At 51.9% G+C, this 23,814-nt stretch carries 21 protein-coding genes and 1 pseudogene; 8 read left to right on the top strand and 14 right to left on the bottom strand.

The genetic code is table 11. The annotated features are described in order from the left end of the window. Positions 1-14 precede the first annotated feature (14 nt). The 8 genes from gltB to pilM all read right to left on the bottom strand — a co-directional run bounded on the left by gltB (position 15) and on the right by pilM (position 11,044). A complete protein-coding gene (gene gltB, locus BOW51_RS00110; RefSeq protein ID WP_078475837.1) occupies positions 15-4,646 on the bottom strand; it encodes a glutamate synthase large subunit in 4,632 nt (1,543 codons plus the stop codon). A 175-nt stretch (positions 4,647-4,821) separates the two neighbouring features. Further along, positions 4,822-5,895, bottom strand: coding sequence for a 3-dehydroquinate synthase (aroB, locus tag BOW51_RS00105; RefSeq protein WP_078475836.1), 1,074 nt, complete (start codon positions 5,893-5,895; stop codon positions 4,822-4,824). A 2-nt stretch (positions 5,896-5,897) separates the two neighbouring features. Next, positions 5,898-6,416 (bottom strand): shikimate kinase AroK, encoded by a 519-nt coding sequence (aroK, locus tag BOW51_RS00100; protein ID WP_078475835.1) that lies wholly within the window; start codon positions 6,414-6,416, stop codon positions 5,898-5,900. A gap of 122 nt (positions 6,417-6,538) precedes the next feature. Further along, a complete protein-coding gene (locus BOW51_RS00095) occupies positions 6,539-8,272 on the bottom strand; it encodes a type IV pilus secretin PilQ (protein WP_217349014.1) in 1,734 nt (577 codons plus the stop codon). A gap of 58 nt (positions 8,273-8,330) precedes the next feature. Continuing rightward, a complete protein-coding gene (locus tag BOW51_RS00090; RefSeq protein ID WP_078475833.1) occupies positions 8,331-8,849 on the bottom strand; it encodes a pilus assembly protein PilP in 519 nt (172 codons plus the stop codon). Beyond that, positions 8,846-9,448: a type IV pilus inner membrane component PilO gene (locus BOW51_RS00085; RefSeq protein ID WP_078475832.1), complete on the bottom strand. Its 603-nt coding sequence runs from the start codon at positions 9,446-9,448 to the stop codon at positions 8,846-8,848. Before BOW51_RS00085 ends, BOW51_RS00090 begins: the two co-directional genes overlap by 4 nt. Continuing rightward, positions 9,445-9,999, bottom strand: a complete 555-nt coding sequence (locus tag BOW51_RS00080; protein ID WP_135567971.1) for a PilN domain-containing protein — start codon at positions 9,997-9,999, stop codon at positions 9,445-9,447. Before BOW51_RS00080 ends, BOW51_RS00085 begins: the two co-directional genes overlap by 4 nt. 1 nt (position 10,000) lies before the next feature. After that, the gene (pilM, locus tag BOW51_RS00075; protein WP_167367186.1) at positions 10,001-11,044 is read right to left on the bottom strand and encodes a type IV pilus assembly protein PilM; all 1,044 of its coding nucleotides are present in this window, start codon (positions 11,042-11,044) and stop codon (positions 10,001-10,003) included. A 461-nt stretch (positions 11,045-11,505) separates the two neighbouring features. Here pilM and BOW51_RS00070 point away from each other — a divergent pair, with 461 nt between their 5' ends. From BOW51_RS00070 to BOW51_RS00060, 3 genes are read left to right on the top strand one after another with little or no spacing between them, the layout of a single operon-like run. After that, positions 11,506-12,162: a TorF family putative porin gene (locus tag BOW51_RS00070; RefSeq protein WP_078475829.1), complete on the top strand. Its 657-nt coding sequence runs from the start codon at positions 11,506-11,508 to the stop codon at positions 12,160-12,162. Positions 12,163-12,199: 37 nt separating this feature from the next. Further along, a complete protein-coding gene (locus tag BOW51_RS00065; RefSeq protein WP_078475828.1) occupies positions 12,200-12,538 on the top strand; it encodes a P-II family nitrogen regulator in 339 nt (112 codons plus the stop codon). A 20-nt stretch (positions 12,539-12,558) separates the two neighbouring features. Continuing rightward, on the top strand, positions 12,559-13,827 hold the full coding sequence (locus BOW51_RS00060; RefSeq protein ID WP_078475827.1) for an ammonium transporter AmtB: 1,269 nt from the start codon (positions 12,559-12,561) through the stop codon (positions 13,825-13,827). Between the two features lie 87 nt (positions 13,828-13,914). Here BOW51_RS00060 and speE read toward each other — a convergent pair whose 3' ends face one another. Beyond that, positions 13,915-14,754: a polyamine aminopropyltransferase gene (gene speE / locus BOW51_RS00055; protein WP_078475826.1), complete on the bottom strand. Its 840-nt coding sequence runs from the start codon at positions 14,752-14,754 to the stop codon at positions 13,915-13,917. A gap of 75 nt (positions 14,755-14,829) precedes the next feature. Between speE and speA the strand changes: the two genes are divergently transcribed. Further along, entirely contained in the window at positions 14,830-16,689 is a 1,860-nt protein-coding gene (speA, locus tag BOW51_RS00050) for a biosynthetic arginine decarboxylase (RefSeq protein ID WP_078475825.1), read from the top strand. 6 nt (positions 16,690-16,695) lie between these two features. Here the strand turns inward: speA and murU are convergent, their stop codons facing one another. The 5 genes from murU to BOW51_RS00025 all read right to left on the bottom strand — a co-directional run bounded on the left by murU (position 16,696) and on the right by BOW51_RS00025 (position 20,505). Beyond that, positions 16,696-17,373, bottom strand: a complete 678-nt coding sequence (murU, locus tag BOW51_RS00045) for an N-acetylmuramate alpha-1-phosphate uridylyltransferase MurU (protein ID WP_370738141.1) — start codon at positions 17,371-17,373, stop codon at positions 16,696-16,698. 5 nt (positions 17,374-17,378) lie between these two features. After that, positions 17,379-18,638, bottom strand: a complete 1,260-nt coding sequence (rho, locus tag BOW51_RS00040) for a transcription termination factor Rho (protein WP_078475824.1) — start codon at positions 18,636-18,638, stop codon at positions 17,379-17,381. A gap of 120 nt (positions 18,639-18,758) precedes the next feature. Next, the gene (gene trxA, locus BOW51_RS00035) at positions 18,759-19,085 is read right to left on the bottom strand and encodes a thioredoxin TrxA (protein ID WP_078475823.1); all 327 of its coding nucleotides are present in this window, start codon (positions 19,083-19,085) and stop codon (positions 18,759-18,761) included. A gap of 254 nt (positions 19,086-19,339) precedes the next feature. After that, complete coding sequence (locus BOW51_RS00030) at positions 19,340-19,906, bottom strand: hypothetical protein (protein WP_078475822.1); 567 nt, start codon at positions 19,904-19,906, stop codon at positions 19,340-19,342. A gap of 11 nt (positions 19,907-19,917) precedes the next feature. Continuing rightward, positions 19,918-20,505, bottom strand: a complete 588-nt coding sequence (locus BOW51_RS00025; protein ID WP_078475821.1) for a hypothetical protein — start codon at positions 20,503-20,505, stop codon at positions 19,918-19,920. Between the two features lie 347 nt (positions 20,506-20,852). On the opposite strand from BOW51_RS00025, the gene BOW51_RS00020 reads away from it, so the two are divergent. From BOW51_RS00020 to BOW51_RS00005, 4 genes and pseudogenes are all read left to right on the top strand, one after another. Beyond that, on the top strand, positions 20,853-21,782 hold the full coding sequence (locus tag BOW51_RS00020) for a branched-chain amino acid transaminase (RefSeq protein WP_078475820.1): 930 nt from the start codon (positions 20,853-20,855) through the stop codon (positions 21,780-21,782). A 29-nt stretch (positions 21,783-21,811) separates the two neighbouring features. Beyond that, a complete protein-coding gene (locus BOW51_RS00015; RefSeq protein ID WP_135567970.1) occupies positions 21,812-22,846 on the top strand; it encodes a zinc-ribbon and DUF3426 domain-containing protein in 1,035 nt (344 codons plus the stop codon). Between the two features lie 85 nt (positions 22,847-22,931). Beyond that, complete coding sequence (gene rpmE / locus BOW51_RS00010) at positions 22,932-23,132, top strand: 50S ribosomal protein L31 (protein ID WP_043116417.1); 201 nt, start codon at positions 22,932-22,934, stop codon at positions 23,130-23,132. Between the two features lie 159 nt (positions 23,133-23,291). Continuing rightward, positions 23,292-23,814, top strand: a pseudogene (locus BOW51_RS00005) (malate dehydrogenase); the annotation flags it as partial.

Genomic DNA, 23,814 nt, shown 5'->3' with positions numbered 1-23,814 from the left:
TACTTTCCCCCGGGCTAGGCAACTTTGGTATCGGAAACCTGCTGCGCCTGCATTTCCATCAATGCACGGCGGTATTCAACAGGCATCACTTTAACAAATTTCGGCAGCATTTCGTCCCAGTGATTGAGAATGCGGCGAGCAACTTCCGAATTGGTGTAGGCGAGATGATTCTCGATCAGCTGACGTAAACGAATCTCATCGAAACGCGTCATGTCGTGACTGACATCAACACGCCCCTTGGTTTCCAGGTCGCCGCCCATGTGATCGCTTGACTCAAGCGCTTCATCCTCTGCAAGGATAGGCTCAAGTTCAACCTGCGCCATGTTGCAGCGGTTTTCGAAGTCACCCTTTGCGTCAAAGACGTAGGCGATGCCACCAGACATGCCAGCTGCGAAGTTGCGTCCGGTCTCACCAAGACAGACGACAATGCCGCCGGTCATGTATTCACAACCATGGTCGCCAACACCCTCGATAACAGCTGTGGCACCCGAGTTACGTACAGCGAAACGTTCGCCGCCGACGCCACGGAAGTAGCATTCACCACCGATGGCTCCGTAAAGCACGGTGTTACCGACGATAATGTTCTCTTCCGCCTTGCCGATCTTCGACTCCTGCGGAGGATAGATGATCAAACGTCCGCCAGAGAGACCCTTACCGACATAGTCGTTACCTTCACCTGAAAGCTCAACGGTGACACCCTTGGCCACCCAGGCACCGAAAGACTGGCCAGCAGTACCCTTTGCATTGACGTGAATGGTGTCATCAGGCAGGCCTGCGTGACCATACTTCTCGGCAACGCGCCCGGAGAGCATGGTGCCGAATGTACGGTTGTTGTTGTAGACGTTGATGTCAATCGTGACCTTCTCGCCTTTCTCGAGCGCAGGCTGAGCCTGGGCAATCAGTTCGTGATCAAGCGCCTTGTCGAGACCATGGTCCTGGCTCTCAGTATGGCGAATCGCTACGTCTGCATCAGCCTCCGGCTTGTGCAGCAGGCGAGAGTAATCGAGCCCTTTCGCTTTCCAGTGGTTGATCGCATTGCGCATATCGAGACGATCACTCTGACCAATCATCTCCTCAACGCTCCTGAATCCGAGCTTCGCCATGATCTGGCGCATCTCTTCAGCAACGAAGAAGAAGTAGTTGATGATGTGCTCAGGCTTGCCTGTGAAGCGCTTGCGCAGTTCTGGATCCTGGGTTGCGACACCGACTGGACAGGTGTTGAGATGGCATTTGCGCATCATGATGCAGCCCTCTGCAATCAGTGGTGCAGTGGCAAAACCAAATTCGTCAGCTCCCAGAAGCGCACCGATAACCACATCACGACCGGTTCGCAGTCCACCGTCTACCTGTACGGCAATACGACCACGCAGCTTGTTCATCACCAGTGTCTGGTGAGTCTCAGCAAGGCCAATCTCCCATGGAGAGCCGGCATGCTTGATAGAGGTCAGCGGAGATGCACCTGTACCACCATCGTAACCGGAGATAGTGACGTGATCTGCGTGCGCCTTGGAGACGCCGGCTGCAACTGTACCTACACCCACCTCGGAAACCAGCTTGACCGAAATACGTGACTTCGGCTGTACGTTCTTGAGGTCGTGAATCAGCTGCGCAAGATCCTCGATCGAGTAAATATCGTGGTGTGGTGGCGGTGAAATCAGACCGACACCAGGGGTTGAATGACGTACGCGTGCAATCTGCGCATTGACCTTGTGGCCTGGCAGTTGTCCGCCTTCACCGGGCTTGGCGCCCTGTGCCATCTTGATCTGAATATCGTCAGAGTTGACCAGGTACTCGGTAGTCACACCAAAACGGCCGGAGGCGACCTGCTTGATCGCAGAGCGCTCCGGATTCATGGAGCCATCTTCAAGCGGATTGAAGCGTGTCGGCTCTTCACCACCTTCACCAGTATTGGACTTGCCACCGAGTGCGTTCATGGCGACCGCGAGTGTTGAATGCGCCTCGTAGGAGATGCTCCCGAACGACATGGCGCCGGTAGAAAAACGTTTGACGATCTCTTTAGCAGGCTCAACCTCTTCGAGCGGAACAGCTGTCTCAGCCCAGTTGAAATCCATCAGGCCGCGTAGTGTCAGCAGATGCTCGCTCTGGTCATTAATCAGGCTGGTAAACTCTGCATAGGTCGATGCATCGTTGGCACGCACTGCATGTTGCAGTTTGGCAATGCTCTCCGGAGTCCAGTTATGTGCCTCACCGCGATGACGGAAGGCGTAGTCGCCGCCAACATCGAGATGCTTTGTGTAGATTTGCTTGTCACCGAACGCATCCTGGTGCCAGCGGAATGCCTCATCAGAGACTTCGTCGAGCCCGATACCTTCAATCGTGGTCGTCGTGCCGGTGAAATACTCCTGCAGGAAAGGCGTCGCGAGTCCGACAGCATCGAAAATCTGAGCACCACAGTAGGATTGGTATGTCGAGATACCCATCTTCGACATAACTTTTTTGAGCCCTTTACCAACCGCCTTGATGTAGCGATCCTTTGCCGTTGCATAGTCGTCAACACCATCGATTCGATCATACATTGACTTGATGGTCTCAAACGCCAGCCAGGGGTTGATTGCCTCTGCACCATAACCGGCAAGCGTTGCGAAGTGGTGTACTTCAAGTGCAGCACCTGTTTCAACGACCAACCCGGTATCAGTACGCAGGCCTTTGCGGATCAGATGGTGATGAACGGCGGAAGTTGCCAGCAAGGCTGGAATCGCAACACTGTCTGTATCGACCCTGCGGTCTGAAAGAATCAGAATATTGTAATGACCCAGCACCGCTTTCTCTGCATCAGCACACAGATCATTAAGCGCTTCTCGCATTCCATCGGCACCGACATCCGCCGGGTAGGAGATGTCGAGGGTCTTGGTTCTGAAGGCGCCACCGGCACGATCCTTGATACTGCGAATGCGCTCCAGGTCCTCGTTGGTGAGTACCGGCTGGCTTGCCTCGAGTCGCATGTAAGCGCCGTCGTCATCAAGGCCGAGCAGGTTAGGACGTGGACCGATCAGGGTTACCAGTGACATGACAATCTCTTCACGAATCGGATCGATCGGCGGATTGGTCACCTGGGCAAAGTTCTGTTTGAAGTAGGTCGACAGGTGCTTTGACTTGTTTGACAGCACTGAGGGCGGATTGTCCGCACCCATGGAACCGGTTCCTTCCTGGCCAGTTGCCACCATTGGCGTTAGCAGGAACTTGATGTCCTCCTGGGTGTAACCGAATGACTGCTGCAGATCGAGCAACAGGTCATCATCAGGGCACATTGCCGTGGTCACCGGATCGGTGAGTTCGTTGAGATGAATCTGGCTTGAGTCGAGCATCTCTTGGTAAGGGCGTGCCTTGGCCAGTTCTGCTTTCAATTCTGCATCATCAATGATGCGGCCCTGCTCCATGTCGATGAGGAACATCTTGCCGGGCTGCAGGCGCCACTTCTTGATGATTTTCTCTTCTGGAATCTCGAGCACACCCATCTCTGAACCCATGACAACAAGATCATCATCGGTAATCAGGTAACGCGCAGGGCGCAAACCGTTACGGTCGAGGGTTGCACCGATCTGGCGTCCATCGGTGAAAGCAACTGCTGCCGGCCCGTCCCATGGCTCCATCAGGGCAGCATGATATTCGTAGAAAGCACGACGGTCGTCATCCATCAGCTTGTTACCGGACCATGCCTCGGGAATCAGCATCATCATGGCATGAATCAGTGAATAGCCACCTGCAACCAGCAGTTCAAGTGCATTGTCAAAACAGGCAGAGTCCGACTGACCTTCCGGAATCAGCGGCCATACCTTGTCTAGGTCTTCACCAAGAATGTCAGACGCCATCGACTGGCGGCGTGCTGCCATCCAGTTAACGTTGCCGCGCATGGTATTGATCTCGCCATTATGCGCAATCATGCGGAACGGGTGTGCAAGATCCCAGGTCGGGAATGTATTGGTCGAGAAACGCTGGTGCACCAGTGCCAGTGCAGAGGTAACGCGTTCATCTTTCAGGTCGATATAGTACTCACCAACCTGGTTAGCCAGCAGCATGCCCTTGTAGACGATTGTTCTGGAGGACATCGAGTTAACATAGAACTGCTCAACACCTGCAAGTTCGCGCTGTTTGGACTGCCCTTCGATGAGCTTGTGTATCACGAACAGCTTGCGTTCCAGTGCATCCTGGTCAGCCGTTCCCTCACCACGTCCGATGAAGACCTGGCGAACAACTGGTTCAGTCGGTTTGACACTGACTCCAAGTGAGCTGTTGTCAACTGGCACGGTGCGCCAACCTAACACGCTCTGGCCCTCTGCTGTGACTATCTCTTCAACAAGTGCCTCAAGCGCAGTGCGCGAAGCCTCCTCCTGGGGAAGAAACAGCATACCAATACCGTATGCCCCCTCGGCTGGTAGCTCGATAGCGGAAACTTCACGCAAAAAAGCGTCAGGAATCTGCATCAGCATGCCAGCGCCATCACCCGCCTTGGGATCGGCACCAACAGCACCACGATGCGTCAGGCGCTCAAGGATGGTCAGCCCCTGGCTGACAATCTCGTGACTTTTCTTACCCTTGATATGAGCGACGAAACCGACACCACAGGCGTCATGCTCATTTGCTGGATCATACAGACCTTGTCTAGGCGGCAAACAGCCCTGGTTCATTACAAACCACCTCATTATTCAAATTCGTATAAAAGCCGCTGGCGAATTGCACGCCGACACCCGTACAGCCACGATCTCTCCTGGTTGCAACTGGGTGAGCGGAAAAAGGGGTGTGATTATATCAGGGAAAGGCGGTTATGCACTAGCAGCAAATACAGCCCACCTATTCCGGTACCTAATCGCGGAAAACAGTCGCCTCAAGCGCATCCCGCTCGAACTGGTCAACAAGTACCGACTGGCCAAGCGATTGCATCAAAACGAGGCGCAGTTTGCCAGCCTGGACTTTTTTATCAACAGCCATTAATTCGAGGAAACGTTCCCCGGAAAGGGTTTCAGGCGGGTCGACAGGCAGGCCAGCTGCATCAATCAGGCGCCTGATACGCTCTACATCTTCACGACTGATCCATCCCATGCGCCGGGACATTTCTGCGGCCATGCACATGCCAGCTGCGACAGCCTCACCATGAAGCCACTCGCCATAACCCATGCCCGCCTCGATCGCGTGGCCAAAAGTGTGCCCGAGGTTGAGCAAGGCACGCTGTCCTGCTTCACGCTCATCAGCTGCGACAATTGCTGCCTTGTTCTGGCAGGAGCGCTCAATGGCGTGGGCAAGTGCATCGGCATCACGCTCAAGCAGTGATGTCATGTTCTGCTCCAGCCACTTCAGAAACTCAAGGTCATTGATGAGTCCATACTTGATCACTTCTGCAAGCCCTGCCGAAAGCTCCCGATCAGGCAGTGTATTGAGTGATCCCGTATCCGCCACCACGCAGCGCGGCTGATGGAATGCGCCGATCATGTTTTTTCCTAGCGGGTGGTTAACACCTGTTTTGCCGCCTACGGATGAATCAACCTGGGACAAGAGCGTGGTTGGGACCTGTACGAAATCGACACCGCGCTGATAGCTGGCGGCAGCGAACCCGGTCATATCACCAATCACGCCCCCACCAAGCGCAAGCAATGTGCAGCTGCGATCGAAGCGGTTCTGTAGCAATGCGTCAAAAATCTGGGTAAGGAAATCGAGGTTCTTGTAGCGCTCGCCATCTGGCAGAATGACTTCTGCAGTCTGAAAATCACCTAGCGCTGAAAGCACCTGGTTAAGGTAGAGTGGCGCGACTGTTTCGTTGGTGACCACCATCACCTGCTTTGATCGAATCCACGGGGTATAGGATTCCGGATGCCGCATCAAGTTGCGACCAATCATGATCGGGTAGCTGCGCTCGCCGAGATCGACCGTCAGCTTTTTCATACTCAGACCTCCTCGATGCGTCTGATGATCTCCTTGGCAACCGTGGATGCACCGCGTTGCTCAGTCGAAATCACCATGTCTGCAGTCTCACGGTAGAGCGGGTCACGCTCTTCCATCAGGGCCTCCAGCTTGGCACGCGGATCTTCAGTATCGAGCAGCGGACGACCCTTGTCCTTGGCGGTACGTTCGAACTGCTGATCAATGGAACACTCCAGGTAGACTACGAAACCACGTGCGGCAAGGTTGCGGCGGTTGGAATCAACCGTCACCGCGCCTCCACCTGTTGCAAGTACCAGCTGGTCTTTTTCTGTGAGCTCTTCAATCACGGCTGCCTCGCGCTTGCGAAACCCCTCTTCACCTTCATATTCAAAGATAGTCGGGATATCTACACCCGTTCTACGTTGAATATCAGCATCGGTATCGAGAAATTCGAGCTTGAGAATTGCAGCAAGCTGCTTGCCAATGGTGCTCTTTCCGGCCCCCATGGGGCCGACGATAAATATTTTGCTAGGAACTTTCATGGGGCGCAAAGATAACTGCAATGACCCTGCTGTTGCAAGCCCGCATATGATTTATCTTGTCGATTTCGTTGAAAATCGCCCCAGAATCGTCCAATAAACGGCATGATCGCGAAATATTCCGTTTATCGACGCAGAATTTTAGGCGTAACAAAAATCATCAGCTCACTACGATCCACTGTATTGGTGTTCTTGCGAAACAGAGCGCCCAGTCCTGGAATATCGCCAAGTACAGGCACCTTGTCGACAGATGTGGTGTCCTGTGTTTCGAAAATACCACCTAGGACGATAGTATCGCCGTCACCGACCAGCACCTTGGTCTCGATTGACTGGGTATCGATCGGCACGTTCTGATTGAGGCCAAGTGCCTCGGCAAAGTTGGGAGTGTCCTTATTGATAATCAGGTCCATTATGACCTTATTGTCCGGTGTAATATGCGGGGTCACCTCGAGCTTGAGTACCGCATCTTTAAAGGTAACGTTGGTTGCACCACTGGAGGTATCTTCCAGGTAAGGTATCTCGACACCCTGCTTGATAATGGCCGTGTTCTGATCGGAAGTCACAACACGCGGACTGGAGATCACTTCGCCCTTCTCTTCCGTCTGCATGGCGGCCAGCTCAAGATCAAGTATATCAAGTCCATTTGCTATACTGAATGAAAGAAATCCACCCGCTGTACCAGTACCTGGCAAATGCCCTGCGGATGTACCACCTTCCAGTGTCACTGTATTTCCGGATACCGCCTCTTGTGTATCAAACCCAAGACGAACCCCAAGCTCCTTGGCAAAATCATCATTCGCGAGAACAATACGTGCCTCGATCATCACCTGCTTGATGGGTCGATCCAGCTGGTCGATCAGGGCCCGTATCTCCACTAGTGACTCTTCGGTATCACGCAGCAACAGCGTGTTGGTGCGGGCATCAACAGTAACACTGCCGCGATCAGACAATAGCTTGTTGGACTCGGTTTTAAGCAATTCAGCAAGCTCACTCGCCTTGGCATACTTGACACGAACGAGATCGGATGTCAGTGGCTTGAGCTCCTGAAGTTTGGTTTCGGCACGTGCCGCGAGTTGCTCCTGCTCGGTTACTTCGCGCGTCGGCGCCACCATAATGATATTGTCGTCCTCACGCATGGTGAGGCCCTTGGTTTTGAGGATGATATCCAGCGCCTGGCGCCAGTGAACATCCTTGAGCCTGAGAGTGACATTGCCGGTAACCGAATCGCTGACAACCATGTTGAGTCCGGTAAAATCGGCCAGTAACTGGAGTACAGAACGTACTTCGATATCCTGAAAATTGAGTGACAGTTTGCCACTGTCAGCTGTGGCTGCAGCCGGAGCTTCGGTTGCAGGCTCTTCCGCGACAACCGGAATCTCAACTGCACTTTGCGGAGGCGCCTCACTTGCCAGCGTCTGCTCTACTGCTGCTTCCAATACTTTCTGATCAACTTTCACTACCGGACGAGATGCCGCCTTGCCAATGGTGATAATCAGTTTGTTGCTGTCTGTATCTAACTCGTAGGGCTGCTGACTATCAAGCCTGGCAACCAGTCTTGCGCGGCCATTCGACTCAACCACGACAATATTCTTGACCGATGATTTGCCAACCGTGAAGAGCTTTTTATCGAGTGAGCTCGAGCCCTTTAGGTCGACGACAATTTGCGGCGGCGCATTAACCGCAAAACTTGCAGGTGTAGTTGCAAAGGGCTCACTGCCCTCGACGACTATTTGTACAACACCCGGCTCCAGCTCTGTACTGGTGACTTTTATCAGTGACTGAGCCGCATAGACCTGATTGCCGGTAAGCAACAACAGGAGTGCAGTCATGCCAGTCAACATAGCAGTTATCTTTTTCATGCCTGTCACAATACCTGCCTCTCTATTTGAAAACCACATAAATCGCCCCGTTACTCCGCTACCTTTCACCCAGTGCAATCGATGAATCGCGCTCTACATAACCACCCATTCGATCACCGATAATCTCTATCAATTCGACACGATCCATAAAAATCCCGGTTATGCGTCCATGGTTTTGCCCCATGTAGTTCCCTTCACGCACCCTGAAAACCGTGCCTTCCTTGTTTTTGACCAAACCGTAGTTTACACCACCAAGCTCAAGGGTACCGACCATTCTAAGCGTATCCAGTGAAAACTGCTCCAGTTCCTCGCGCGGTCTGGACTGATCAGGAATAATGCCATTGTCATCCCTGGCCATGTCAATGATCAGTTCATTCACTATAAAAGGTGTTCGCGCATTAAGATCCCCGGACGCATAGAGATAGATCTCTGGCGGTTCGAAGGTTGGAATCGGCTCTATTGGCCCCGCTGGACGACTTTTCACTTCATGAATATAGGCATCAAGGTCATCGCGGCCACTGCAGCCACCGAGCACTAGCAGAATCGGAAGAGTTAGCAGCAGAAAACGACAGGTCACTTGCCACCATCCTTAGGAGTAAAAGCTTCGTCCTCTGTGTAATAATAGGTTTTGGCAACCGCGTCCATTCTCAGAGACTCATTAACACGGGATATCTTGACGTCATGCACAGTGAGGATACGCGGCATCGATGCCAGTGTACTGATGAACTCACCAAATTCATGATAATCGCCGATGACCCGGAGTTTGACCGGTAACTCGGTATAGAACTCTTTAGCCACTTCCTTTGCGGGCTGAAACAACTCGAATTCCAGGCCCGCCAACAGGCCTGCCTGAGAAACGTCAATCAGCAAATTGGCCACTTCACTCTTTTCCGGCAACTGCATCAACATCACGCCAAATGCCCTGCGCATATCCTCCAATTGTTGCCGGTGAGCTTCAAGGTTAATCGCCTTGGCCTGCTTGGATTCGAACTGGGTGCGTAATTCCATCTCTTGCGCGCGCAATCTCTTGTGTTCCGCTTGCTGCTTCATGATGTCGTAATAGAACCAGCCACCAGCGATCGAGGCACACAGTAGCAAGATGATAATCGACTTGAAGATAACCGGCCATTCACCGATTCTCGAAAAATCAAGATCATTGATATCGGACAGGCTCATTTGGCACTCTCCTCACGCTTCAGGGAAAAGACCAATCTGAAGCGGTTGTCTCCACCTTCTGCTGCCTGGGTGTTCTGTATCACGTGCAGGCGCGGATTATCAATCCAGTTCGATTCCGAAATATTTCTCATCAAGGCAGAAACGCGGGTATTCGACTGTGCCGTACCTTCAATCTCGATTTTATCCCCGGTCTGGCCGATTTTGTCCAGCAATACACCCTCAGGCATCATTGTTACCATCTCATCCATCAGGTGAATAGATTCAGGTCGACTACGCTGTAACTTCTGGATAACATCAATTTTGATCTGGAGACGCTTACGCGTCCTGTCAATATCCTTTATCTCATCAAGTATTTTATCAACAACAGCAATTTCCGCATTCAGACGATCTATCCGTTCTTGCTGGATCTGCTTGATCCTCTCATTGAGAAAATGCCAGCCCAACATGAGCGATACGGTCAGTACAATCCCGGCCAGCAAGGAGATAAAAAACTCTTTCTTACGTCGCAGGAGTTGTGCTTCACGCCATGGAAGAAGATTGATTTTGGCCATATCAATCAGGCCTCCGCGTTGCCAGCCCACAGGCAATAACCATCGCTGGCCCCATCATTTCCATGCTAGTCCCAGAGACACGCCTTGGGTGCTTCATACCTGATAACGGATTGAGCACCGACACGGGAATATCAAGCACTTCACCAATCGCCTTTTCAACACCAGGCATGGCTGCGCAGCCTCCGGCCAGGTAGAGGTGCGATATCTTTTCGCCCTTGCCTGCCGCCTGGTAAATCTGCAATGCACCACGAACCTCTTGTGTAAGGCTGGCAAGAAAATCCTGCACCACACCTTCTCGCGCACCACTGGGCCAATTTCCTTCAAGCTTAACCTCTTCAGCCTCCTGAAAAGAGAGCCCATATTGTCCCTGCAAGGCTCTTGTCAAGGCACGCCCGCCAAAATTGTATTCACGTGTGTAAGAGACTGTTTCGCCTTTCATGACATGGAAATCGATACTTGATGCACCAATATCAATCACGCCAACGCATTCAGGCTCACCATCATGACGAACAAGGTTGTAGCAATGATTGATTGCATAGGACTCAACATCAATCACGGCAGGTTTCAGGCCGGCTAATTCCAATATCGATGTCAGTTCACCAACCACATCTTCACGCGAGGCGACCAACAGAACATCAACTGTATCTGGATCCGCTTCAGAGAGGCCGAGAACGTCGTAGTCGTAGCGAATTTCGTCAAGCGGCTGGGGGATTTTCTTATCCGCCTCAAACTCAACCTCTGTCTCCATCTCCCTGTCACTCAGGTTTGCAGGCAGTTTCAGAATACGCGTTATCGCGGTAACACCAGAAACGGCTGCTGCAACTGAACGAACAGACGAGCCACTTAATTTAACTACCTCTGCCAGTGCAGCGACCACAGCATCAGGATCAATGATCTGCTTGCCCTCAACCGCGCCTTCAGGCAGAGGAACAACCGATAAAGATTTGATTCGCGCGAAATCATTCCCACTGGAACCCGGTTCCAGCTCCAATAATTTGACTGCCGAGGTTCCAATATCAATGCCCAGCAGGCTTTTTGGGCCCATTCCGAAAAGCGCTTCCATGTCAGTCAGATTTAACCCGGTTGGCCTTTTGACTCGAGAGTTTTAACATCTGTAAGGCCAATGAACCTCTCCCCTAAACGATGTAATGCATCTGTTCATATACTATTAGCAGACACTTGTAGAGTATCGATTTTTTATACTCAATTATATTGGTAATCATTTCACGCAAAGAGTGGAAACGCAAGCCTGTTCATACACTTTTTACATAACTGCAGCATCAATCTTCCCGCCATTTCTAAATCTGAAATAACTACCTTGCAGAATGCACAAACATTGAGCGCAGGCACCGGATGAGCGCCTCACAATAGTGCATCCAATGCGGATTTGACCAAATTTCGCAAATAAGTCAGAAAAAAACAGTGTTGGCACGTCCCTTGCATAAAACAAATACGTGACAGAAATGTTAACGATTTTTTATTAAACACGATTGAAGGGGAACACTTATGAAAAAGAGCTATGCAGCAATAGCATGCGCACTCGCCATGACAGCATTGCCAACTGCCCAGGCAGAGATCACAGCCAATATCGGCGTAACCTCAAACTACCTGTGGCGCGGCACATCCCAGACAGATGACGGACCTGCAATTTCAGGCGGCATTGACTACGCTCACGAGAACGGCTTCTACCTCGGCACCTGGGCATCCAACATCGATTGGGGCACAACCGCTGTTGAGCTTGATATCTATGGTGGTTATGCAAACGAACTCGACGGCGGCCTTGGTTATGATGTTGGTGTTATCTCCTACATCTACCCGTCAGATGATTACGAAGATTCCAATTTCACAGAACTCTATCTGAACCTGAGTTATGGCCCCGTTTCAGGCGGTATTGCCTACACAGTCGCCGCAGACCGGTCTGATCATGGCGATCTCTACTACTGGGCAAGCGCCGGCTTTGAACCTGCAGAAAGCTGGAACATCAGTGCAACCGTCGGTCATTACGACTTCGAAGACAATCTTGATTATTCCCACGGCCAGGTTGACGTCACCAAGAGTGCTGGCGAATTCGGCGATTTCACTTTCACTATCTCGCAAGCCGAAGAGAACCCGTTTGATGATGACGATCTGAAAGTCGTCGTTTCCTGGTCTAAAAGCTTCTGATCGGTCCGCCGAAATAATCTGAATAGGAGAAACAGTTATGAAAATGGTAACAGCGATCATCAAGCCTTTTAAGCTCGATGATGTACGTGAAGCACTCGGCGATCTCGGCCTGTCCGGTATCACGGTCACCGAGGTCAAGGGCTTTGGACGCCAGAAAGGACACACAGAACTCTACCGTGGTGCAGAGTACGTCGTTGACTTTCTACCAAAAACCAAGATCGAGGCCGTGGTCCCTGCTGATCTGATCGACCAGGTGATCGAGGCGATTTCAACCGCAGCACAAACCGGCAAGATCGGAGATGGCAAAATCTTTGTCTCCAGCGTCGAGCAGGTCGTGCGTATCCGCACCGGTGAAACCGGTCCAGATGCCATTTAATCGCTCGGAGGAAAATGACAATGGAAAACCAGATATTTGAACTTCAGTACGCGATCGACACCTTCTACTTCCTGGTCAGCGGCGCCCTCGTCATGTGGATGGCGGCAGGCTTTGCAATGCTGGAAGCAGGATTTGTTCGATCCAAAAATACAGCCGAAATTCTGACCAAGAACGTCGCCCTGTTTGCTGTTTCGTGCATCATGTACCTAATTTGCGGCTACATGATCATGTATGGCGGCGACCTCTTCCTGAGTGGAATTGCAGGTGGTGACTCACTCGTTGATGACGCACTCGCAGCCTCTGCAGAAAACGGCTTCGGCGGTGACTCTGTCTATTCAGGCGCATCCGATTTCTTCTTCCAGGTGGTATTCGTGGCAACAGCCATGTCGATCGTCTCCGGTGCTGTGGCCGAGCGCATGAAACTGTGGGCCTTCCTGGTCTTTGCAGTCGTCATGACCGGCTTCATCTACCCGATGGAAGGCAACTGGACCTGGGGCGGCGGATCCGTCTTCGGCCTCTTCAGCCTTGGTGATGATTTCGGCTTCACTGATTTCGCCGGCTCAGGCATCGTCCACATGGCTGGTGCAGCAGCTGCCCTTGCAGCAGTACTGGTTCTCGGACCACGTAAAGGCAAGTACTCGACTGACGGCAAAATCAACCCGATCCCGGGTGCCAACCTGCCACTGGCTACTCTCGGTACCTTCATCCTGTGGATGGGCTGGTTCGGTTTCAACGGCGGTTCAGTACTCAAACTGGGCGACATCGCCAGCGCCAACTCGGTTGCCATGGTATTCCTGAATACCAATACCGCAGCTGCGGGTGGTGCAGTCGCTGCACTGGTTACTGCACGCATGCTGTTCGGCAAGGCCGATCTGACCATGCTGCTCAACGGCGCACTTGCCGGACTGGTTGCAATCACTGCCGGTCCAGACACACCTAGTCCGCTGGAAGCAACCCTGATCGGTGCTGTTGGTGGCCTGATCGTGGTGTTCTCGATCATCACCCTAGACAAGCTCAAGATTGATGATCCGGTCGGTGCTATCTCAGTACATGGTGTTGCCGGACTCTGGGGCCTGATCGCGGTACCGATGACCAATGACGGAACCACTTACGTCGGTCAGCTGGTTGGCGCAGGCACAATCTTCGCATGGGTCTTTGGAGCCAGTCTTATCACTTGGCTGATCATCAAGATCATCATGGGTGTACGTGTCAGTGAAGAGGAAGAGTATGAAGGCGTCGATCTCGCAGAATGCGGACTCGAAGCCTATCCGGAATTCGTCAAAAACTGATAACTTCCGACTCTTCAACTCAACAAGCCGGGGCTCTGCCCCGGCTTTTTTGTGAGGGTAAATAAAGCTGTTAGCACTTCAGAGCATTCAGAGATCGTGCAGAAACTGTGGCGTTGCGAGCGCCCCCAAATGGATCGCCTCGTTGTAGTAACGCGTTTCAAAAGATCGTTCCCTGGCAGCATCAGCACGAAAACTGTCGAGCCCGCTCTTCCCCGCCATTGTTGCAGACCACCAGCCGGACGGGTAAATCGGTTGCGGAAAACTAAGCAGGCGTGTCGCGAAGAAACCGGCCTTGTGCATATCTGAACTCATGCGCCTGATCAGCTCCTGGTGTAACAACGGAGACTCACTCTGCTGGACCAGAACACCATCCTTCCCGAGTGCATTGAAACAGGCTTTGTAAAAAGCCTCACTGAAGAGAACCTCACCGGGACCAACGGGATCGGTGCTGTCGACAATGATCACATCAAGTGATCCCGGCTGCGCCTCCTGCATCCACTTGATACCATCGATAAATAACAACTCGGCACGTGGATCGTTATTCGATTCACACAATTCGGGAAAGTACATCTCGGAAACACGGGTCACACGTTCGTCGATATCGATCTGGGTAGCATGCTCGACTTCTGCATGCTTGAGCACCTCGCGCAGTGTACCGCAGTCTCCCCCACCGATAATGGCAACACTCTTCGGCTGCGGATGAGTATAAAGCGCCGGGTGCGACAGCATTTCATGGTAGAGAAAATTGTCCCGTGTCGACACCATGGTGTAGTCGTCAATCACCATCAGGTTGCCCCAGTCTGACGTTTCGTAGACCTCGATCTTCTGGTATTCCGAGGTCTCCTCATGTAACTTGCCGGTGATTTTGAGCGAGAAGGCCGAGCCAGTCCCGTCCATCGCTTCTGAAAACCAGTTCCTGTCTAACATTTCAGCTATCTTTGCGGTGTGTAATCAGCGAACATTATCCTTCAACACTTCGGGGCGCAAGTGACAACTGGAACCATGCAAAACGAACCGGATAAAAAACAACACTATGGCGTTGCACGCTGGGGTAACGGCTATTTTTCCATCTCCGCTTGCGGGCATCTCGAGGCCAATCTCGACGGTCACCGCCAGGCACTTGTCGATATAGCCGCATCTGCTGCGAACAAGCAACTGGACCTTCCGCTCCTGGTGCGCTTTCCCGGCATTCTTCGCCACCGCGCACGAAGCCTGTGTGACACCTTCAGCAGTGTCGCCAATGAGCTTGGTTACCAGGGAAATTACCAGTGCATCTATCCGATCAAGGTCAACCAGCAGCGCACCGTCATCGAGCAACTTGTCGCCGGCGGAAAAGGCTGTATTGGTCTCGAGGCAGGCTCAAAACCTGAGTTGATGGCAGTCATGGCGCTGTCCGAAATGGGCGACGTGATTGTTTGCAACGGCTATAAGGATCGTGAATATATCCGTCTTGCACTAATCGGGCGGGCGCTCGGATTACAGCTCTACATCGTCATTGAGAAAGCCAGCGAATTGCAGCTCATTGAAGAGGAATGCGCCTCACTTGGGGTCGAGCCACTGCTCGGTGTCCGCGTGCGGCTCGCTGCATCAGCAGCCGGCAACTGGCAAAACTCAGGCGGTGAGAAAGCAAAGTTCGGGCTGACAGCAACCCAGCTGATCACCCTGGTTGAACAACTCAAGAGCAGCGAACACTTACACTGGCTGCAACTGCTGCACTCTCACATCGGCTCACAAATCCCCAACCTGCGTGACATCGCAAAAGGTGTGAACGAGGCAAGTCGTTACTATGCAGAACTCCGCAGCCTGGGGGTAGACATCAATATCGTTGATGTCGGTGGCGGTCTCGGCATCGACTACGAGGGCACAGCTTCACGTCACTACTGTTCCATAAACTACAGTCTTGAGAACTATGCCCGCACCATTATCGAGGGTATACAAAACAATTGTCGCAGTAACGGAATTCCGGAGCCTGATATTTTCACCGAATCAGGCAGGGCCCTGACTGCCCATCATGCCGTGCTGATCACTAACATTATCGACAGTGACCCGGTGGCTTCAAACACCCCTGATCTAGCTACCAAAGATTCATGCAGCACGATCGCCAAGCTGTTCGAACTGCAACATCAGCTGGAGTTACAGTCGCCAAATGAGATCCATGAAGAGGCACGACACCTTCTGGATGAGTCATTGATGCTGTTCGAGAGTGGAGATATCAACCTGCAGCAGTGGAGCCAGGCAGAACAGCTCTATATCACATTGTGTCAACTGATCCGCCCTCACCTCAGGGCCGACAGGCGACGCGACAGGGATCTGCTTGATCGCCTCAACCTGCAGCTTGCGGAAAAGCTGTTCATCAATTTATCACTGTTTCAGTCAACACCTGACGTCTGGGCAATTGACCAGATCTTCCCCATCATGCCGCTGACAAGACTAAATGAAGCGCCACAGCGCAACGCGATACTGCATGACCTGACATGCGACTCCGATGGATGTATCAGCAACTATGTTGATGCTGACGGCATTGAATCAACCCTGCCCTTGCATGCAACGGATGAAAGCAATTACCTTCTCGGTATTTTCCTGGTCGGCGCGTACCAGGAGATCCTCGGCGACATGCACAACCTGTTTGGTGACACGCATGCCATTAATGTCGAGATCACTGCGGATGGTTTTGAAATAACAGAAATCGAAAAAGGCGATGCCATCGATGAACTGCTGGAATATGTCCATTTTAATCCGCAACAGATGCTCAAAAGCTACGAGAAATCAATCAGAAATGCAGAGCTCGAGGAGAGTGTTTGCTGTGACTGGCTGGAGGAGCTTTCATCCGGGCTGAGTGGTTACAGTTATCACGAGGACTAACAAAGGTTAGACATACATCCTGTCCAGTTTTTCAAGTCTCTCGGGAGTACCGACATCAATCCAGGTGCCCTGGTAGTACGAACCGCCGACACGTCCCGCATCCATCGCCTTGCGCAGCAGTGGAGCGAGCGCAAATTTGCCGTCACTGCAGCCTTCAAACAGCGACTTGCGATATATACCGACACCACTGAATGTCAGTCTTGTTTTACCCTGCTGCTGTAAGCGCCCCTGTTCCAAGGCGAAATCACCTTGCGGATTGTGTTGTGGATTATCCACCATCAACAGGTGTGCAAAATCGTCGTCTTCGATCTGAAGTGATGCGTAATCCGGTGTCATCCAGATATCGCCGTTGATCACAAGAAAAGGATCCGAGAGCAGAGGCAGCGCCCTGAAAATCCCACCGCCGGTTTCAAGCGCCTCACCCTCGGCCGAGTAGCAGATATCAACACCGTAGGCAGAGCCGTCGCCAAGCGCAGTCTCAATCAGCTCACCCAACCAAGCATGATTAATCACCAGCTGACGTAAACCTGCGTTGGCGAGGCGTTCAATATGATGGGCAATCAGCGGCTTGCCGGCAATTGGCAGCAGGGGTTTGGGTGTATGGTCTGTCAGGGGGCGCATGCGCTCGCCGCGTCCGGCAGCGAGAATCATGGCTGTTACTGGCTGGCGCATCATGCCTGGCATGATGACTATTTCTTCTTCATCGACTCGAAGAATTCATCATTGGTCTTGGTCTGCTTGAGCTTGTCAAACATGAACTCCATCGCAGCGACCTCGTCCATCGGATGGAGTATCTTGCGCAGGATCCACATCTTCTGCAGCTCGACTGCTGGCATTAGCAGGTCCTCGCGACGTGTGCCAGAACGGTTGATATTGATAGACGGGAAGATGCGCTTCTCGGCAATGCGGCGATCAAGATGCACTTCCATGTTACCTGTGCCCTTGAACTCCTCGTAGATAACATCGTCCATACGCGAGCCCGTATCGACCAGTGCAGTTGCGATAATTGTCAGCGAGCCACCCTCTTCAACGTTACGTGCCGCACCGAAGAAACGCTTGGGGCGCTGTAGTGCATTGGCGTCAACACCACCGGTAAGCACCTTGCCTGACGATGGCACAACCGTGTTGTATGCGCGTGCCAGGCGAGTAATCGAGTCAAGCAGGATAACGACATCCTTGTTGTGCTCGACAAGACGCTTGGCTTTTTCGATGACCATCTCGGCAACCTGTACGTGACGTGCTGCTGGTTCATCAAAGGTTGATGAAACAACTTCACCTCGTACCGAGCGCGCCATCTCCGTTACTTCCTCAGGGCGCTCATCAATCAGCAGCACAATGAGGTGCACCTCGGGGTGATTATTGGCAATGCTCTGTGCAATGTTCTGCATCAGCATGGTTTTACCGGCCTTGGGAGGCGATACGATGAGACCACGCTGACCCTTGCCGATGGGCGCAACCAGTTCAATCGTACGAGCGGTAATATCCTCGGTACTGCCGTTGCCGACCTCGAGCTTGAACTTCTTGTTCGCAAACAGTGGCGTGAAGTTCTCGAAAAGAATCTTGTTCTTGGCATTTTCCGGCTTGTCGAAATTGATTTCATCAATTTTCAGCAGCGCGAAATAACGCTCCGTTTCCTTCGGTGGGCGAATTTTTCCTGAAATACTGTCACCGGTACGCAGGCTGAAACGACGAATCTGACTCGGTGAAACATAGATATCATCCGGCCCGGCCAGGAAAGAACTATCTGCAGAGCGCAGAAAGCCGAAACCATCAGAGAGTATCTCGAGGACACCATCTCCGTAGATATCTTCCCCTTTTTTGGCGTGCGCCTTGAGGATGGAAAAAATCAGGTCCTGTTTGCGTGAGCGTCCGGTTTCCTGGATATCCATCGACTGTGCAAGTTTTACCAGTTCCGGGATGGGCATTTTTTTCAGTTCGGTAAGATTCATTTGTCGTTCTTCATCTGGAGGTCAGAATTTGAGATGCTCGAAGACATCCGTTGGTGAGGGTTGTTTTCTGGAGTTGTTATTAATTAACCCTGCCGCCACGAGGGCGGCAAGGAGTCTACCTTACAGGTTGCTATCGATAAATGCGGTCAGCTGCGACTTGGACAGTGCACCAACCTTGGTTGCCTCAACTTCACCGCCCTTGAATATCATCAGTGTCGGGATACTACGAATGCCAAATTTTGGTGGCGTGTCAGGATTATCGTCAATGTTCAGCTTGGCCACTTTGAGCTTGCCGGTATATTCACCTGCAATCTCTTCAAGTACCGGTGTAATCATTTTGCATGGGCCACACCACTCGGCCCAATAATCTACAAGTACCGGTTCACTCGAATTGAGAACGTCTGCCTCAAATGAATCATCTGTCACTTCTATAATAGTTTCGCTCAATGAAAGTCTCCGTATTTGCGAATTCCGGGATAACATGCTGCGAGGAATCAACGCGCATGTATACGGCATCAGATCAGATCATGTACTTGTTATTTATGCCAGGATTTGACCAGAAACCACTGTAACTCGGCCTTTTGGCCAGAAATGTGATTGCTATTTGATCCTATAACGCAACCCTTTTCAAGCCAAAAAATCATTTTTTTATTTTTACTGCGGAAGTGGAAGTAGCGCCCGTTGAATGAAAATCAACGACTTCAGGGCATTATACTCATCGGACGCGCCATCTGACGTGTCTCGTAACGCATGCTGGAAACGCTGTATGACATATTATTAAAGCGGTAGTCGATATTAGACATACCGGTATCCAGCAATCCCATCTCTTCGGCAATCGCACCCATATGTTCGGAGATGCCATCCATGTTATGGCGTACGTTGCTAAGCCTGGTTGTCATGCTTCCCATGTGGCCGGTAATCTCGTCCATGTTGCTGATGTGACTATTGAGATCACTGACGGTACCTGTAATTTCGACCATGTCGGCACGAATAACCTGCAGGTTGGCATGCATCGAATCCATGTTCTCGACAATGCCATTGAGATCACGATAGAGCACCGTCACATAGTAGACGTTGAAGATCGCAAGAATCGCCAACATCATTGAGACTGCATGGATAATATAGTCAGTAATCTGGAATGAGCGATAGCGCTCATCAAGGTGAAGCTGTGTTTCACGCCCCAACTTTCCGATTACCTTGATCCAGGTCTCCCTGGAATCACAACGTTCAGAATCTGATGTTCCCTGGTTAATATTCTCTTCTGTCATGGTTCAGACTCCTAATCCAGAAAAGGGAACATTTTGTTCAATGTACGCGAAGGTCTTGCCATATCCTTCATATCGTAGCGCATGCGCACCACCTCAAAATCCATTCGATCAACTGTGTTGGAGATATTATCAACCTTGGTGCGAACACCATGCACGTTCTTGCCGATACCACTAATCCTGGTCAGCATATCGTCCATGTCAGCAGAGACGAACTCCATCTCCGACTCCATGATTGAGGTGTAATCACGTATTTCGTTAAGCTGCGCCACGCGCGTTTCCATGGAACCGACGTAACTTTTCATGGCCGTCATCTGGTCGGCGACCTGGGTAAAGTTATGGTTCATATCGGTCACCACCGAATTCATCCGGTTGACCTGGGAGGAGAGTGTCAGCAGCAGGATCAGGATCGAGATAGCGATCATGCCGAGAATGAGGATGCCCGCAACGATACTGTAGTTAAGCCGGACAGCCAGCTTGTTCTTCATCTCAATCTGGCTGAGAATTATTCCCTCAAACGAACTGACAGCACGGCGAAACTGCTGTTCGCGTACGTTCTCGTCCTCGCTTATCGGAAAGCTTTTTTTAATCTCTTCAACCATTATTTTCTCAGCAGAAAAAGGAACAGCCAGTGAACCCGTGTTGCGAGCTCTATCGTTTTATTAGCTAATACTTATATTGTAGACTAATTTCGGGTGGCAGGCCATCTTTTTGTTTTTTCACCCGATTTGCCTGCTCACATATACCCATCAAACAACTCTAACACCAAGAGTCAGGAACCTGTAACCTGATGAATCACCCGACCGTATTGCGTGGCTTTCTGCTTCACAGCACCCTGAAACAGCACGACTGCGATACTATTTTTTCAACTACACAATGACAAGTCATACTTACACTCAGTATAATCAAAAATTAAGTTGAATTCTTCCACGAAAAAAGAGGACCCCCGATGACCCAGCCCACTATGTCAGACCGTGACGGCCTGATCTGGCTTGATGGCGAGATGGTTCCATGGCGAGATGCCAAGGTTCACGTACTCACCCACACACTGCATTACGGCATGGGCGTATTCGAGGGTGTGCGCGCATATCATGCAGAAAAAGGCACGGCAATCTTTCGTCTCGAAGAGCATACAAAGCGCCTGTTCGAATCTGCACATATTCTCGGCATGGAAATTCCCTTTGATCATGACACGCTCAACCAGGCGCAGCTTGCCTCGGTGCGTGAGAACAGTCTTGAATCAGCCTATATCCGCCCAATGGTCTTCTACGGATCTGAAGAAATGGGTTTGCGTGCGGACAACCTGCGTACTCACGTCATGATCGCTGCCTGGAACTGGGGCTCCTATCTCGGTGAAGAAGGCATGACCAAGGGCATTCGCATTCGCACCTCCTCATTCACGCGCCACCATGTCAACATTACTATGTGTCGCGCCAAAGCCAACGGAAACTATATGAATTCCATGCTGGCCCTGAAAGAGGCGCTCGACACAGGTTATGATGAAGCCTTACTGCTGGATGCCAACGGCTTTGTCATGGAGGGTAGCGGTGAAAACATCTTTATCATTCGCGATGAAAAAATTTACACGCCCGATCTTGCATCCGCTCTCGATGGCATCACGCGCCGCACCATCATGCAACTCGCTGATGAACTGGGAATGCCTGTGATTGAAAAGCGCATCACACGTGACGAAGTCTATATAGCCGATGAAGCCTTTTTTACCGGTACAGCAGCCGAAGTCACACCGATCCGTGAGCTTGATGGGCGCACAATTGGCTGTGGATCACGCGGTCCGATCACAGAAAAGCTGCAGACGCTCTATTTTGATGTTGTGCACGGACGCAGTGCCAAGCATGAAGAGTGGCTGGCCTATGTTTAAGCAGCGCTAGCCCGGTCAGAATCATGGTATTGAAAGGAGCAATTCAGTGCCCGCATTGCGGTGCAACCTACCGCATGACGGCCGCCCTTGCTGCGAAGATCGGTCAGGATGCCCATTGCGCCATGTGCCAGGGGATCTTCACGATTCCCGGTGCAGCTGCAAAGGCCAGTGAATCCTCCCCGGAAGAAACACGTGAGACTGCCCCGGAAACTCCGCACACCATAGACGGGGGCCACACAAAGCCTGAGCCTGAGCCTGAGCCTGAGCCAGCGCCTGAACCCAAGCCAGAGCCCAAGGATGAACGAATACCCAAGCCCAGACCTGCTCCGGCACGCAAAGCAGGCGCGGCCCCGCTCGCACGAGATAAAGGCGCAAGCGACAGTGTCACTGCTGAACAACAGCCTGACCTGGATCATCTCACGCCAAGAGTCAGAAAAGACAAGCATAGTGCAACTGAATCCGGAACAGGTCGTGGTTACAGCACGGCAATTCGCGGACTCAGGCCAGATCGCAAGCCCAGGAAAGCAGAAAGGCAGCCTGCAGCGATTCATTCGCCAAGGGAAGTCCCGGTCGATGCGCCCGAAGTCAGAATTGAGACTGCGCAAGAAGAAACCCGCAGCAGGCCAGGCTGGCAGATAACTGTCGGCCTGCTGGTTCTGGTTTTATGCTTGCAACTCGCCTGGTCCTTCCGTGACAACCCGGCGGTCTACAAAACCATGGCCTCTGTCAGTGAAACCTTTGGCATGACGCCCCCCATGATTCGCTCGCCACAGGAACTTGAACTGACCAACCGTCTCTTCACACGTGTCGAGAACAGCGACAACCTGTTCGATCTGCACCTGACTGTTGCCAACCGGGCAATCTGGCCTCAGCCCTATCCAACGATCGAACTGACCCTGACGGATAAATACGGCATCAGCCGAGTGCGCCAGAGAATCAATCCGGAAGCCTACCTTCAAAATGGCGGTCAAGGCGTCATAGGAGCGGGTGAAGAGGTTGAGATCAGCTTCCTGGTAGAAAGCTCATCCAGTGATGTGGTCGGATTTCTGCTGGAGTTCTTGTAAACCGGCGTAAAAAGCCTTGCGCCCGGCTAACGGCTTCTGTAGAATCTCGCGATTCCCGATTTTGTGGACGATTGAGTGTAAGGCAATGAAAGCAGACATCCATCCAGAATACAATGAGATCACAGTGACCTGTAGCTGTGGCAACAGCTTCGAGACCAAATCAACGCTGAGCAAAGACCTGGCCGTTGAAGTCTGCTCTGCTTGCCACCCATTCTTCACTGGCCAGCAGAAAGCTGCCAGTACCGGCGGTCGTGTGGACAAATTCCGCAAGCGTTACGCTCGATAAAAGCGCAACACAAGCGAACGAAAAGGCACCTCGCGGTGCCTTTTTTTGTGCTCAATGAAAAATGGTGCATAATCAGCAGTACGGATGCTGCTTTGCAGTAATCTTCTATTTATTAACCATCATGACAACAACACCCGTCAAGCAAATAAGGATCAGCTGATGAGCAAGACAGACAACGCCGACAAAGAGATCAACGACGCCGCGCTCCTTTACCACGAGCAGCCCAAGCCCGGCAAACTCGCCACAGAAGTCACCAAATCGACCAGAACTCAGCACGATTTGTCGCTTGCCTACACACCGGGCGTTGCGGAACCGGTCAGGCGCATAGCCGATAACATCGAAGACGCCTATCGCTACACGGCCAAAGGCAACCTGGTTGGCGTCATCACCGACGGCACTGCAGTGCTCGGCCTGGGTAATGTCGGTTCACTTGCGGGCAAGCCCGTCATGGAAGGCAAGGCGGTACTCTTCAAACACTTTGCTGACATCGATGTCTTCGATATTGAAGTAGACTCACCCAGCCCGCAGGCATTCATAGAGACAGTCAAGCAGATCGCTCCTACATTTGGCGGTATCAATCTCGAGGATATTGCCGCGCCGCACTGCTTCGAGATCGAGGATGCTCTCAAGGAAGCACTGGATATCCCCGTTTTTCATGATGACCAGCACGGCACCGCCATCA

Origin of the sequence: Solemya elarraichensis gill symbiont (genome assembly GCF_002021095.1) — a bacterium.
In the GTDB taxonomy this organism is placed as follows: Bacteria; Pseudomonadota; Gammaproteobacteria; order Chromatiales; family Chromatiaceae.
The sequence above is the reverse complement of the archived record's forward strand: the minus strand, read 5'-3'. Positions and strand labels throughout refer to the sequence as shown.